Below are 13,256 nucleotides of genomic sequence, written 5' to 3'. Positions count from 1 at the left end.
GGCAGATGGCCCTGACCAAGCACGGCTGGGAGGGCGTGGTCCTCAAAGCCTTCGGCGCCAAGGACTTCCAGGTCAGGACGGTCGGCAGCCGGTGGATCACCGAGGATTACCGCCGGGTCGACTTCACGGGCCGCGAACTGCTGGAAGCCATCGGGACCCACCCCACCGCCTGGATCCGGGTCTGGTTCCCGACCGGCGGCCGAGGTCACCAGCGGGCGTACACACTGGTGGACCCTGACCCTGCGTCGGGGACGTTCAGCCTCGAATTCGCCATGCACCGCGGGCCGGCGGCCGATTGGGCGCGCGACGCCGCCGCAGGCGACGTCCTCGACGTCACCATCCAGGGCAGCGCCTTCCGCCTCCCGGACCCCGCGCCACGGCGCGTCCACGCGGTCGGGGACGCTGCGGCGGTCCCGGGCCTCAACACCCTCCTGGACGCGCTGGGGGAGACCCCCGCCGTCGTGTTCCTCGAGCAGCAGCACGAGAGCGACGGCGGCATCCCACTCCGGCTTCGCCCGCAGGACAGCCTCGTCTGGATCCCGCGGGAGGACGACGGGCGGCGCTTCGTCGCCGAGGTGAGCGCCGCCTGGGCTACCGGCGACCACGCCCTCGACCCGGACCAGGACTTCGTGTGGATCGCGAGTGAAAGCTCCGCCTTCCGCCACCTGTCCAAGGTGTTGCGGTCCACCCACCGGATGGCGCGGGACCGCGTGGACGCCCTGGGCTACTGGCGCGCCTGAGGTCCTGTCCGGCTCGGCGGTGTCTTGTCCACAGGGCGCGGTCCACCGGCCCGCGGGGCCATCGCTCGGCATAGGATGAGGCACGGCGGGCCCGCGTGCAGGACACGGGACCCGGTCTTCAGGGGATGAGGAGCACGGCATGTCGATCGCCCAGCACGGCCCGTCGGGTGTGGCCCAGGAGCCCACCCGTGAGGTGAGCCCGATCTGGATCACGGGTGTGGTCCTGGTCAACCTGGGCATCAACGCGGCCTTCTTCGCCCCGCTCCAGGTGCTGCTCGGATTGCAGGCCGCTCAGCTGGACCCGGGCCAGAAGGAAGGCATTCTCGCCCTGGTGACCGGCTGCGGCGCGGCCGTGTCCCTCGTGGCCAACCCGGTCTTCGGCGCGTTCAGTGACCGCACCACCGGGCGCTTCGGACGCCGCGTGCCGTGGGTGGTGGGCGGCGCGGTCGTCGGCGCCCTGGCGCTCGTGGCGCTCGCGGGGGTGCCCGACGTCGCGCTCATGACCTTGGCCTGGTGCCTGGTGCAGGCCGGCTGCAACGGCGCCTACGCCGCCATCACCGCCGCCATCCCGGACAAGGTCCCCACGGAGCAGCGCGCCACGGTGGGCGGCCTCGCGGCGATGGGCCAGACGGCGGGCATCCTGCTGGGCGCCGTCATCGCGGCCGTGGTCAGCGGCAATCTGTGGCTCGGCTACGGACTGGCCGCCCTGGCGCTGGTGCTCGGCGTGGTCCTCTTCGCGTTCCGTTCCGGGGACGTGCCACTCCCGCGCGAAGCCGTCCCTCCCCTGAACTGGGGGAAGTTCCTGCGGAGCTTCATCACGCCGCTGGCCTCCGCCGATTTCCGCTGGGCCTGGATCACGCGCCTGCTGGTGAACATCGGCAACCACATGATCACGCTGTATCTCCTGTTCTTCCTCACGGACGCCGTGCACCTTCAGGAGACGCAGGGCATCCCCGCCGAGACCGGCGTGCTGATCCTGACGGGTCTCTACGCGATCTTCGTGATCATCACCAGCGTGATCGGCGGCCGGATCAGTGACCGGATGGGCCGGCGGAAACCCCTGGTCATCATCTCGTCCGCGATCATCGCCACCTCCGCGCTCATCCTGGCGTTCTCCCCGACCTGGGCGGGCGGCCTGATCGGCGCCGCCGTGCTCGGGATCGGGTTCGGCGCGTACCTCGCTGTCGACTTCGCGCTCATCACGCAGGTCCTGCCCCACGCGGAGGAGCGGGGCAAGGACCTGGGCGTCATCAACATCGCCAACTCGCTGCCGCAGGTCATCGCGCCGGCCATCGCGTGGCCGTTCGTGACGCTCTGGGGCGGGTACCTCTCCCTCTATGTCGCCGCCGCGGTGATCGGACTGCTGGGGGCGGTGTTCGTGGTGCGGATCAAGGGAGTGGACTAACCGTGGCCGGTTCCCAGCCTCCCGGAACGCCTCCTCGGAGCCTGCCCCCGCATCCGGTGGGCGGCGGGATGCCCGTGCACCGGGAGACGCGGGAGATCACCCCGTTCGTGGGCGTGGTCTTCCAGGTCTCGGTGCGGAAGATCGCGGGAGGGCTGGGCGAGAGGATCAGAGCCGGAAGGGGCCGCGATCCGGTGAACCGCTTCGCGTTCCGGGAGGGGCCGGGGCGGCTGCAGGGGTTCTCCGGGAAGTTCGCCAAGGCGCTCCACGCCGAGATCACGATGGGCGGCGGACCGGAGCGGCTCATCCTCCTGGCCCGGAGCCACAGTGGCTTCGCCGGGCTCTGCTATGTCCTGGCCGGGCTGCGCGCGTACCAGGGACGGCAGTACCCGCAGGCCGTGGAACTGCTGCGCCGCGGGCAGGAGACGCTGGTGGACGACGCCGCGCATCGCTTCATGCAGCGCCACCTGCTGGGCCTCGTCGTGGAGGTCGAGCTCAGCGACGGGGTCGCGGCCCGCATCCTGTACTCCGATGAGGCCCTGCACTACGCCGCCGCGCACGCGCTGCGCGAGGTCGGCGAGGTGGAGGCCGCCGTCGTCGAGCTGGAGCAGGTGCCGCATTCCCCCGCCAAGGCGCTCGCGCTCGCGCAGCTGGCTGGTCTGCAGGAAGATTTCGAGTCCGTGATCCGGCTGAGTGAGGGGGCGCGGAACGCCGATGAGCTGAGCGCCGCGCTGCTGCTTCTCCGCGCGCGGGCTCAGCGGCAGAGCGGCCGCCTCAAGGACGCCGACGAGACACTGACCGAGGTGCTGCGGCGCAAAGGCACGGCGCTGCAATTGCGCAATGCGGCGCTGACCGAGCGTGCACTTCTGGTGCTCGACGCCGGCTGGAAGGCCCTGCCGCGGACACGCCCCGGGCGGGTGGCGCCGAAGCCGCGGTCGGGCGAGCGGGACGCCCACCAGGAGTGGAGCAAGGAGTTCCGGAGACTCAAGCGCCGGAAGTGACGCCGGAAAAGCCCGGATGAGGCCCGGAAGGGGCTTCTGAACTGCGCTTTCACCATGGGTGGTTGACGCGCGGTGAGCTGATCGGCTTGAGTGGAGAGACCACGCGAATCCGGGAGGCGGCGCTGCGCATGAGTGACGAGTATGACCTGATCGTGTTGGGCGGTGGCCCGGTGGGCGAGAACGTCGCCGACCGGGCTGTCCAGGGTGGCCTCACGGCCGTGATCGTGGAGAGCGAACTGGTCGGGGGAGAGTGTTCCTACTGGGCTTGCATGCCGTCGAAGGCGTTGCTCCGGTCCCCGCAGGCGCTGCGGGCTGCCCGGAAGGTTCCCGGCAGCGCCGAAGCCGTCACGGGCGACCTTGACGTCCGCGCCGTTCTGGACCGGCGTGACTCGTTCACGAGCCACTGGAAGGACGACGGGCAGGTGTCCTGGCTCGACTCGGCCGGGATCGATCTGGTCCGCGGGCACGGGCGCCTCAGCGGTGAGCGCCGGGTGACCGTCACGACGCCGGACGGCGAGGAGCGCACGCTTACGGCCCGCCACGCCGTCGTACTGAGCACCGGCTCCGATGCCGCGGTCCCCGGGATCCCCGGCCTGCGCGAGGCCAAGCCCTGGACCAGCCGCGAGGCGACGAGCGCCCAGGAGGTGCCGGATTCCCTCGTGGTGGTGGGAGGCGGCGTCGTGGCGGTCGAGATGGCGACGGCCTACGCCGCCCTTGGCTCGCAGGTCACGCTGCTGGCGCGGAGCGGGCTGCTCGGCTCGGTGGAGCCGTTCGCCGGGGACCTTGTGGCCGAGGGGCTGCGGGACCTGGGCGTGGACGTGCGCCTGAGCGTGAAGACGCTGTCCGTGGAGCGCGACGACGAGGGCGTGACCGTCCGCACCGATGACGGCGACGTGCGCGCCGCCGAGATCCTCGTGGCGACGGGCCGGAAGCCGCGCAGTGGCGATATCGGCCTGGAGACGGTGGGGCTGGAGCCGGGTGCTTCCGTCACCGTGGATGACACGCTGCGCGTGCCGGGCGTGGACTGGCTCTACGCGGTGGGCGACGTCAACGGCCGTGTGCTCCTTACCCATCAGGGCAAGTACCAGGCGCGGGCCGCCGGCGACGTGATCGCGGCGCGTGCGCAGGGTCAGACGATCAACGACGGCGCGTGGGGCCGGCACGTGGCCACGGCCGATCACGCCGCGGTGCCGCAGGTCATCTTCTCCGAGCCGGAAGTCGCCGCCGTGGGCCTCACCGAGGCGGAAGCCCGTGAGGCGGGGCACCGCGTGCGGGCCGTGGACGTCGAGTTCTCCTCCGTCGCGGGGGCCTCCCTGCACGAGGACGGCTACCAGGGCCGCGCCCGCATCGTGGTGGACGAGGACCGTGAGGTGCTCCTCGGGGTGACGTTCGTGGGTCCCGACGTGGCCGAGCTGATTCACGCCGCCGCCATCGCGGTCGTGGGTGAGGTGCCCGTGAAGCGTCTTTGGCACGCCGTCCCGTCCTACCCCACGCTGAGCGAGGTCTGGCTGCGGCTCCTCGAATCGTACGGGCGGCAATCCGCCTGAGGGGTCGGCTCCGAAGAGTGTCAGAGGCTCACCGTAGTGTCGGAAGGACACGGGAGAAGGAAGATCATGCACACCGAATTCGCAGGAAACGGCCGCCCTCACGGGTCCGCCGGCAGCGTGGCTGAGCCGCGGGCCCAGACCGCACGGGCCGCCGTCCCGGCGGTCGCCGGAGACCGGGGGCGGGCCGGACGATGATCGAATTCCGCTCCGTCTCCAAGACCTTCCCCGATGGCACGCTCGCCGTGGACGGCTTCAACCTGGTCGTCCCGCCTCGTCAGACCACCGTCCTGGTGGGCTCCTCCGGATCGGGCAAGACCACCCTGCTCCGTATGATCAACCGCATGGTGGAGCCGAGCTCCGGCACCGTGGAGATCGATGGCGAAAGCGTCCTGGACCGTGACCCCGTGGCCCTGCGGCGTGGCATCGGCTACGTCATGCAGAACTCCGGCCTGATGCCGCACTTCACGGTGCTGGACAACGTCGCCACCGTGATGCGGCTCAACGGGGCCTCCCGGGCCGACGCCCACGCGCGTGCCCGCGAGATGCTGGACACCGTGGGCCTCGCCCAGAAGCTCGCGGACCGGTACCCGAGCCAGCTGTCCGGCGGGCAGCAGCAGAGGGTCGGCGTGGCCCGCGGTCTCGCCGCGGACCCGAACATCCTGCTCATGGACGAGCCGTTCGGCGCGGTCGACCCGATCGTCCGCGCCGAGCTCCAGCAGGAACTCCTGCGCCTCCAGTCCGAACTCGGCAAGACCGTGGTGTTCGTGACCCATGACATCGACGAGGCGTTCCTGCTCGGCGACCGGATCGTCATCCTCGGCGCCGGCGCGCAGATCGTGCAGGAGGGCACGCCCGAGGAGATCATCGCGAATCCCGCCGACGATTTCGTGGCCGCCTTCATCGGGGCGGACCGGGGCAAGCGCGCCCTGCGCCTCGTGGAGACCCCGGAGGGCACCGTGGTGGTGGACGCCACGGGGCGGGCCCAGGGGGCGCTCGTGGATGCCCCGGCGGGGTCCGGAGCAGTGGGCGGAACCGCCCCGTCCGTGGCGCCGGGCGGCGGGACCGGCGGCTGACGTGACCTGGATCCTCGACAATCTGGGGCTGATCCTCAACCTGGCCGGAGTGCATCTGCGGCAGAGCGTCATCGCCCTGGCCCTCGGCATCGTGGTGGCGGTCCCGCTGGGCCGTTTCGCCTGGCGGTACCGGCTCGTGCGCGGGCCCGTCATCCTGCTGACCGGGCTGCTTTACACGATCCCGTCGCTCGCCCTGCTCATCCTGCTGCCGGCGCTCTTCGGCTATCCGGCCACCAACGAGGCGAATCTCGTCACGGCGCTGACCATCTATGCCGTCGCGATCCTGGTGCGCTCGGTGGCGGACGGTCTCGACGCCGTGGACCCGGACGTGCGCCGCGCCGCCACCGCCATGGGCTACGCGCCTGCGCGCCGGTTCTGGACGGTGGAACTGCCCCTCGCCGCCCCCGTGATCCTCGCCGGGGTGCGTGTGGCGGCGGTCAGCACGATCGCCCTGGCCACGGTGGGCACCCTGATCGGGGTCAACAACCTGGGCTATCTCTTCACCAACGGGCTGGACCGCCGGCTCATCGAAGAGGTGTTCGCAGGTGTCGCGGCCGTGGTGATCCTGGCGATTCTCGTGGACGTGGTCCTGGTGCTTCTGGGACGCCTGCTCATGCCCTGGCAGCGTGCCACGAGCGGCCGGGCGAAGCGCTCGCGGGCCACGGAGCCGGCGGAGGTGTCCGTATGAACCTCTTCGCCGATGCGGTCCGTTGGCTGACCGATCCCGAGCAGTGGACCGGCACCTACGCGCTCCCCACCCTCCTCGGGCAGCACCTGCTGTACACGGCGCTGTCCGTGCTGATCGCCGCCGTCGTCGCGGTCCCAGCGGGCTGGCTCATCGGCCACACGGGACGCGGCCGCGAAGTGGCCGTCGCGATCTCCGGCGCCGCCCGGGCGATCCCGTCGTTCGGCCTGCTCATCCTGCTGGTGCTGCTCTTCGGCGTGCTGCAGGTCCCGGCCGCCGCTCTCGTGACGTTCGTGCTGCTCGGCATCCCGTCCCTCCTGGCCGGCGCCTACACCGGGATCGAGGCGATCGACCGTCGCGTGATCGACGCCGCCAAGGCCATGGGCATGACCCCGTGGCAGGTGTTCTGGAAGGTGGAGTTCCGCCTCGGGCTGCCCCTGCTCATCGGAGGGCTCCGTGCGGCCACGCTCCAGGTCATCGCCACGGTCACCATCGCCGCCTACGTCAATCTGGGCGGTCTCGGCTGGCCCATCATCCAGGGCATCCCGCTGCGCCGCTTCGATCAGGTGCTGGCCGGCGCCCTGCTGGTGGCCGTCCTCGCCCTGATCGTCGATCTCCTGTTCGCCCTGGCCCAGCGCGCCGCCGTCCCCGCCGGGGTCCGCGCGTCCGGCGGCGGGCACCAGGAGACCGAACCCCGTGCGCGCCGTCGCACGTCATCCCGCGTCCGGCTGACCACCCCAGCCGCGTCCAGACAGCACGCCGAGTGAAACTCCGCGTGAGGAAGTGAAGAGAGGAACCACCATGTTCACTGCTCGCATCGCCAGGATCGCTGCGGCCGGCGCCGCGCTCGCCGTCACCCTCGCCCTCAGCGCGTGCGGTTCCGGCAACCCGCTGGACCAGCCCAGCACCGCGGGAGGCGGCTCCGGGGACAAGATCGTCGTCGGGTCGCAGGCGTACTACTCGAACGAGATCATCGCCGAGATCTACGCCCAGGGCCTCGAGAAGGACGGCCAGAAGGTGGAGCGTAAATTCAACATCGGCCAGCGCGACGCCTACATGGGCGACGTTAAGTCCGGGGCGATCAGTCTGTTCCCCGAGTACACCGGCAACCTCCTGGAGTTCCTGCAGGGCAAGGCGTCCTCAACGAGCCCCGCCGATGTGTACGCCGAGCTGAAGAAGGCCCTGCCCAAGGGTCTCGTGGCGCTCGACTACGCCCAGGCCGCGGACCAGGACACGTACACGGTGACCAAGGCGACGGCCGACAAGTACGGCCTCCAGACGATCGCCGACCTGAGCAAGGTGCAGGGCAAGGTCACGATCGGCGGCGCCCCGGAATTCGAGAAGCGCCCGTACGGACCGGCTGCCGCGAAGACCCAGTACGGCGTGGATCTCGCCTTCTCCGCGACCGGCCCCACCACCCTGGACGCGCTGCGTGCCGGGACGGTGCAAGTGGCGGACATCTACTCGGCGGATCCGGCGTTCGAAAAGGGTGACCTGGTCGCGCTGAAGGATCCGAAGAACATGATCCTGTCCTCCAATGTGGTGCCGATCGCGAGTGAGGCCGTCTCCGGGAAGATCTCCAAGGTGATCAACGCGATCAGCGCGAAGCTGACCACCGAGGAACTGGTGAAGCTGAACGTCCAGAGCACGGTGGACAAGCGCCAGCCGGCCGAGATCGCCAGTGCCTGGCTCAAGGACAAGGGCTTGGGCTGATCGGCAGGGGACGCTCCGGGCAAGGGGAGGAGCGTCCCCGCCGTCGCGGGCCGTGTGGTCCGCGACGGCGAACCTCTGACAGGACGGATCGGCGATGACGGCACGGCATGATGGTGGCGCGGACCAGGAGCGGCAGGTCATCGACTGGCTGCTGGCCGGTGACCCGGCGCTGCGCTGGCAGGTCCTGCGGGATCTCCAGGGTGCGCCGGACACGGAATGGCAGGCTGAACGCGCCCGTGTCGCGTCCGAGGGCGTCGGCGCCCGGCTCCTCGCCCTGGCGGGCGAGGATGGGCAATGGGCCGGTGGTTCCTTCGTGCCCGAGGGCTTCACCCCGGCGGACTGGAAGGCCGAAGGCCAGCCCTGGACCGCCACCACCTACAGCCTCACCCAGTTGCGCGAATTCGGCCTGGATCCATCCACCCCGCGCCTTCAGGAGATCGTGGAGCTGGTGGGGCGTAACTCCCGCTGGGACCACGACGGCCAGTCGTTCTGGGATGGCGAAGTGGATACCTGCATCAACGCCCGGACCCTTGCGGACGGCAGCTACTTCGGGCTGCGGCTCCCCACGCTGACGGCCTGGATGCTCGCGGAACAGCAACCCGACGGCGGCTGGAACTGTGAGCGCGCGAACGGTTCCGTGCGCTCCTCCTTCGACACCACGATCAACGTCCTCGAGGCGCTCCTGGAGCTGGAACGTGCCGGGCAAGGAACCGTGGAGACCCGGCGTGCCCGCCACGCGGGCGAGGAGTACCTCCTGGAGCGTGGCCTCTTCCGCCGGAAAAGCACCGGCGAGCCCGCGGACCCCGGCTATCTCGACCTGCGCTACCCGTGGCGGTGGCGCTACGACGTGCTCCGCGCCGCCGACCATTTGCGCGCCGCGTCCCTCGTGGACGGGACGGCCCCGGACCCTCGGATCGCCCCGACTATCGAGCATCTGCGGAACCGGCGCCGGGCCGACGGTCGGTGGCTCCTGGACGAGGAACTTCGCGGCCGAGTCTGGTTCACCCTCGACGACGGCGCCGGCCTCCCGTCCCGGTGGGTCACCTTCCGGGCGCTGCGGGTCCTGCGCTGGTGGGACGCGGGGCAGCGCGCCTGACGCACGGGGTTCAGGCGGAAGAACCCGTCAGGGGGTCGAGAACTATTCCTGAGTCTCGACCCCCTGCCATTCGAGCGCGGCTTACGGGCGCTTCTTGGGTTTCCTGATCAGGATGCAGAGGATGGTCAGCAGGCCGAGGAATGCGCCCCCTTGCAGGACCCACCGCGATGCTGCCATTCCTGCATCAAATGATCCCGAGCCGTGCTCGGTGGAGAGCAGGGTGGTCACCAAGATCGCGACCCCCGCGAGTACCAAAGCCAGCGTGATGACCACGGAGACTCGAATCGGAGCGCTGAACCTATTCCATGCTTTGAGCATCTGGTTCCTCCATTCACCGGCTTACTGTGCCCAGCATCCGGGGACGGCTCCCCAGACCTGGTTGATGTAGATCCCGGTTCCCCAGGCGGAGCAGACTCCCAGGCCGGCTGCCCCGATGGTGAAGGCCGCCGCAGCCACGGCACCGGCCGCCCCTCCAACACCGGTTTCAGAAGAGATGATACCCGCGATGGCTGCGACACCCGCTCCGCCCCACATGGCGTTCGTGACCACGTTCGAGGCGCAAGAATCCAGTTGAATCTGGGTTCCCCACCAGTAGGTGGAGAACCCGTCCCGTCCCTGACAGTTGGACATCGCTGTGGCGACGGCGCCAAGCGAGGCCGGGGCGATCGTCACTGACGCTGGTGCATGGATGACAGATCCGCCGCCGGCAACGATGCCACTGGCGAATTCTTCAGCAGTAGCTTTGGAGACCCAGATTTCACGGCCGCGTCGTAGTCGAACTGAACGACGTTCCCGATCTTCGAGGTGTTCTTAGCCGCCAGCGTGACCTGTGCGACGGTCGCCTGATCGACCTTCGGGGCGGGTGAGCGGGCAGCGACCCGGTGAGGGTCAGGGGCGGTCCCTGCAGCCTGGGCTGCGGGTGGCGCCCCGCTCAGGGCGCACGCGGCGACAGCAAGGACTACAAGGAGTTGTTTCGGACGAGACAGCACGCTTACCTCCTGGAAGTGATGAGACCGGCAAAACCGCCGACCTTCTTCCGGTATATGACCGCGCTGGGGTTTTTTGAAGCATGTGAATTTGTCACGTCTAATATGAAATTGCGACTTGAGGAATGTTATGCGACGGGTGTAATTCGAACCATTACCCTCTGCCGTCGGCCGGGCACTGACCAATAGACCACTGACCAGTAGGCCAGTGACGAGCGGCCCCGGTCCGTGGAGCCTGACCGCAGAACCCGACCGATCGGAACCCGTTTACGGGGTCAGGACCGACCGCAGACCGGTCCCGGCGGCCAGATCCTCCAGCGCGTCGGGTGCTTCGGAGAGGGGCCGGACCCGGTCGATCAGCTGTTCCAGCGGCAGCAGTCCGGCGAGGTGAAGGCGTGCCAGGCGGGGGATGTCCACCTGCGCCACGCTTGACCCGTAGTTGCAGCCCAGGATGCTCTTGCCCTGGTCCGCCAGGTCGAAGGGGTCGATGCTGGCCCGAGCGCCGATCCGGGTCATGCCGACCAGCACGGCCGCGCCGCCGGGAGCCAGCAGCCCGGGAAGAGTCTCGATGACCTTCTCGTTCCCGATCGCCTCGAACGCGAAATCCACTCCGCCGAAGTGGTCCGCGACGTAACCGGTCAGGTCCGTCTCGCGCGGGTCCAGGGTGACCGTGGCTCCCAGCTCCCGGGCCTTGGCCCGTTTCTCCTCCGAGAGGTCCACAGCGATGATGGGGTCCGCGCCAGCCAGCCGGAGCCCCATCACCACGGACAGCCCGACGCCGCCGCAGCCGATCACCACGGCGGATGCTCCGGCCGGAACGCGGGCGGTGTTCAGGACGGCGCCCACGCCGGTGGTCACCGAGCAGCCGAGCAGCGCGCCGACCGTGAAGGGCAGCCGTTCGTCGACCTTGACGGCCGCCGACTCCGGTACGACGACCGTCGGGGTGAACGTGCCGAGTCCGAGGTAGGGCCACAACGGTTCGCCGTCGCCGTCGCGGAAGGCGGTCGAACCGTCCGGCAGGGTGTTGGACAGGGCAGTGGTGCCGGTGCACAGCCAGCCGCGGCCGGCGGCGCAATTGACGCACCGTCCGCACGGGGCGAACCAGGACAGCACCACATGGTCGCCGGGCTGAACGGTGGTGACGCCCGGTCCGGTCTCCTCGACGACGCCGGCGGCCTCGTGACCGAGGACCAGGGGCTGCTCCGCGGGCCAGTCGCCGTTGACGATGTGCAGATCCGAGTGGCAGACGCCGGTGGCGCGGATGCCGACCCGGACCTGGCCCGGCCCGGGGGACGCCACGGTGAGCGGCTCGCGGGACACTCCGCGCCCGGCGCGGAAGGTGGCGGCTTCGGTCATGGTGATCTCCTGATCGGAAGGCCGCAACCGGAAGGCTGCGGCCGGAAGGTTGTGGATGAGCGGTGTGGAGGCGGACTCCGCCTACTCGGGACCCTGCCCGGACAGCTGTTCGTCGCTCCGGCGTCGTTCGCTCTCCTCGGCCGCCAGGTCGAGCGAACGGCCCAGCAGCCAGTACGCCACAGACGTGACGGCGAGACCGACGAGCCACGCGATGTCGACGTCGCCCAGAGCCGAGGCCACCGGGCCCACGAAGCTCCAGCCGCCGATGGTCGGCAGGACCATGAAGGGGATCTCGCTCAGGAGGCCGATGGCGAAGGCGGTGAGCCCGCGCCAGCCCCAGGCGCCGTAGATGCCGTTCGGGGTGAAGAGGTCCGCGATGGCGTAGTGGCCGCGGCGCACCACGAAGAAGTCGACCAGGTTGGTGGCCGTCCACGGGACCAGGATGTAGAGCATCAGGGTCAGTGCGGAGAAGACCGTGGCGACGGAGCCGGAGCTGATCGAGGAGGCCACCAGGTACCAGAGCACCGCGAGCCCGAGGACCGTGACCACTCGGGCCGTGGTCTTGGGCTTGATCGGGCGGATCGAGTCGACCGTGGTCAGGACGGTCAGCATGCCGCCGTAGGCGTTCATGCCCATGGTGGCGGTCAGGGCGAGTGCCGAGAGCAGTGCGGCCACGTTTCCGAGCGACGGGAAGATCGTGTTGCCCGCGGTCTGGAGGCCTGCGAGGCCGTCGGTCGCGCCGAGGGCGATCGACAGCCACGCGCCCAGCGAGATCAGCCAGATGGCCGAGGAGGAGGCGCCGAAGAAGACGGCGGCGATCACGGACCGCGCCGGGGTGTTCGTGGGGAGGTACCGCGAGTAGTCGGAGACGTAGGGGGCGTAGGTGATGTTGTACGCGGCGCAGGCGGCGAACTGCGCCATGAACGCGACCCAGGTGAAGCCGTAGTGCGAGGAATCCCAGGACCCGCCGGCTCCACCGCTGATGACCCCGATGGTCAGGATCGTCATGATGGGCAGCGAGACGTACAGCAGGATGCGGAACGCCTTGTGCAGCCAGTCGTGGCCGAAGATCGCCAGGCCCGCGCCGGCCACCGTTGCGAGAATCGCGATCAGCGTCGGGTTCCAGCTGAAGGAGCTGTTCAGTCCCTCGCTCAGCAGGACCGTGTCCGCCACATTGAACGCGATGTACGTGAAGAGGGTGGCGAGGAGCGGGACCACGACGCCGCGGTAGCCGAACTGCGCCCGCGACTGGATCAGCTGGGGCAGACCCATGGTGGGGCCCTGGGAGGCGTGGAAGGCCATGAAGACCGTGCCGACGGCGATGCCCAGGACGCTCGCGACGACGGTCCAGCCGAGGGAGAGCCCCATGGACGGTCCGATGAAGCCGATGGGGATGGAGAAGTACTGGAAGTTGCCGAGGAACCACAACGGACCCTGGTGCCAGAGTTTGCCGTGGCGTTCGCTCTCCGGGACCCAGTCGATGGACCGGGCTTCGATGAGCCGGGCGGGGCTGCCGGTGTCTGAAGGGGTGGTGGTCATGGCGTTCCTTCGAGGGGGAGGGATCCCGGCGAGATGAGGTCCGGGAGAAGGGGGATGACGGCGTATCGGACGGGGCTGGAAGAGTCGGGTTGTCTGCTATGCAACGAAAGTTTTCACC

The 13,256-nt window shown here is 69.7% G+C and carries 12 protein-coding genes; 9 read left to right on the top strand and 3 right to left on the bottom strand.

The window, feature by feature from the left end:
• Positions 1-5 precede the first annotated feature (5 nt).
• The 9 genes from AB6732_RS13175 (at position 6) to AB6732_RS13135 (ending at position 9,257) form a co-directional block, all read left to right on the top strand.
• The gene (locus AB6732_RS13175) at positions 6-740 is read left to right on the top strand and encodes a siderophore-interacting protein (protein WP_370960390.1); all 735 of its coding nucleotides are present in this window, start codon (positions 6-8) and stop codon (positions 738-740) included.
• Positions 741-879: 139 nt separating this feature from the next.
• Entirely contained in the window at positions 880-2,145 is a 1,266-nt protein-coding gene (locus AB6732_RS13170) for an MFS transporter (protein ID WP_370960389.1), read from the top strand.
• Between the two features lie 68 nt (positions 2,146-2,213).
• Positions 2,214-3,143, top strand: a complete 930-nt coding sequence (locus AB6732_RS13165) for a hypothetical protein (protein ID WP_370960388.1) — start codon at positions 2,214-2,216, stop codon at positions 3,141-3,143.
• A gap of 128 nt (positions 3,144-3,271) precedes the next feature.
• Positions 3,272-4,690 carry an NAD(P)/FAD-dependent oxidoreductase gene (locus AB6732_RS13160; protein ID WP_370960387.1) on the top strand — a complete coding sequence of 473 codons (1,419 nt, stop codon included), beginning with the start codon at positions 3,272-3,274 and terminating at the stop codon, positions 4,688-4,690.
• 191 nt (positions 4,691-4,881) lie between these two features.
• Positions 4,882-5,763, top strand: a complete 882-nt coding sequence (locus AB6732_RS13155; protein WP_370960386.1) for an ABC transporter ATP-binding protein — start codon at positions 4,882-4,884, stop codon at positions 5,761-5,763.
• 1 nt (position 5,764) lies between these two features.
• Positions 5,765-6,451, top strand: a complete 687-nt coding sequence (locus AB6732_RS13150) for an ABC transporter permease (RefSeq protein WP_370960385.1) — start codon at positions 5,765-5,767, stop codon at positions 6,449-6,451.
• Positions 6,448-7,215, top strand: coding sequence for an ABC transporter permease (locus AB6732_RS13145; protein ID WP_370960384.1), 768 nt, complete (start codon positions 6,448-6,450; stop codon positions 7,213-7,215). Before AB6732_RS13150 ends, AB6732_RS13145 begins: the two co-directional genes overlap by 4 nt.
• Before the next feature lie 34 nt (positions 7,216-7,249).
• The gene (locus AB6732_RS13140) at positions 7,250-8,161 is read left to right on the top strand and encodes an ABC transporter substrate-binding protein (RefSeq protein ID WP_370960383.1); all 912 of its coding nucleotides are present in this window, start codon (positions 7,250-7,252) and stop codon (positions 8,159-8,161) included.
• A 94-nt stretch (positions 8,162-8,255) separates the two neighbouring features.
• Entirely contained in the window at positions 8,256-9,257 is a 1,002-nt protein-coding gene (locus AB6732_RS13135; RefSeq protein ID WP_370960382.1) for a hypothetical protein, read from the top strand.
• Between the two features lie 81 nt (positions 9,258-9,338).
• On the opposite strand, the gene AB6732_RS13130 is transcribed toward AB6732_RS13135, so the two are convergent.
• The 3 genes from AB6732_RS13130 to AB6732_RS13120 form a co-directional block, all read right to left on the bottom strand.
• The gene (locus AB6732_RS13130; protein WP_370960381.1) at positions 9,339-9,575 is read right to left on the bottom strand and encodes a hypothetical protein; all 237 of its coding nucleotides are present in this window, start codon (positions 9,573-9,575) and stop codon (positions 9,339-9,341) included.
• 935 nt (positions 9,576-10,510) lie between these two features.
• Entirely contained in the window at positions 10,511-11,599 is a 1,089-nt protein-coding gene (locus AB6732_RS13125) for an alcohol dehydrogenase catalytic domain-containing protein (RefSeq protein WP_370960380.1), read from the bottom strand.
• A gap of 81 nt (positions 11,600-11,680) precedes the next feature.
• Complete coding sequence (locus AB6732_RS13120; RefSeq protein WP_370960379.1) at positions 11,681-13,138, bottom strand: cytosine permease; 1,458 nt, start codon at positions 13,136-13,138, stop codon at positions 11,681-11,683.
• Positions 13,139-13,256 lie beyond the last annotated feature (118 nt).

It is taken from the genome of Arthrobacter sp. RCC_34, assembly GCF_041360795.1.
Taxonomy (GTDB): domain Bacteria; phylum Actinomycetota; class Actinomycetes; order Actinomycetales; family Micrococcaceae; genus Arthrobacter_E.
This window is presented reverse-complemented; position numbering and strand designations above follow the sequence as displayed.

Coding starts and splice junctions, on each gene's coding strand:
- AB6732_RS13175 (WP_370960390.1), top strand. CDS start 6: ATGGCCCTGACCAAGCACGGCTGGGAGGGCGTGGTCCTCAAAGCCTTC.
- AB6732_RS13170 (WP_370960389.1), top strand. CDS start 880: ATGTCGATCGCCCAGCACGGCCCGTCGGGTGTGGCCCAGGAGCCCACC.
- AB6732_RS13165 (WP_370960388.1), top strand. CDS start 2,214: ATGCCCGTGCACCGGGAGACGCGGGAGATCACCCCGTTCGTGGGCGTG.
- AB6732_RS13160 (WP_370960387.1), top strand. CDS start 3,272: ATGAGTGACGAGTATGACCTGATCGTGTTGGGCGGTGGCCCGGTGGGC.
- AB6732_RS13155 (WP_370960386.1), top strand. CDS start 4,882: ATGATCGAATTCCGCTCCGTCTCCAAGACCTTCCCCGATGGCACGCTC.
- AB6732_RS13145 (WP_370960384.1), top strand. CDS start 6,448: ATGAACCTCTTCGCCGATGCGGTCCGTTGGCTGACCGATCCCGAGCAG.
- AB6732_RS13140 (WP_370960383.1), top strand. CDS start 7,250: ATGTTCACTGCTCGCATCGCCAGGATCGCTGCGGCCGGCGCCGCGCTC.
- AB6732_RS13135 (WP_370960382.1), top strand. CDS start 8,256: ATGACGGCACGGCATGATGGTGGCGCGGACCAGGAGCGGCAGGTCATC.
- AB6732_RS13130 (WP_370960381.1), bottom strand. CDS start 9,575: ATGCTCAAAGCATGGAATAGGTTCAGCGCTCCGATTCGAGTCTCCGTG.
- AB6732_RS13125 (WP_370960380.1), bottom strand. CDS start 11,599: ATGACCGAAGCCGCCACCTTCCGCGCCGGGCGCGGAGTGTCCCGCGAG.
- AB6732_RS13120 (WP_370960379.1), bottom strand. CDS start 13,138: ATGACCACCACCCCTTCAGACACCGGCAGCCCCGCCCGGCTCATCGAA.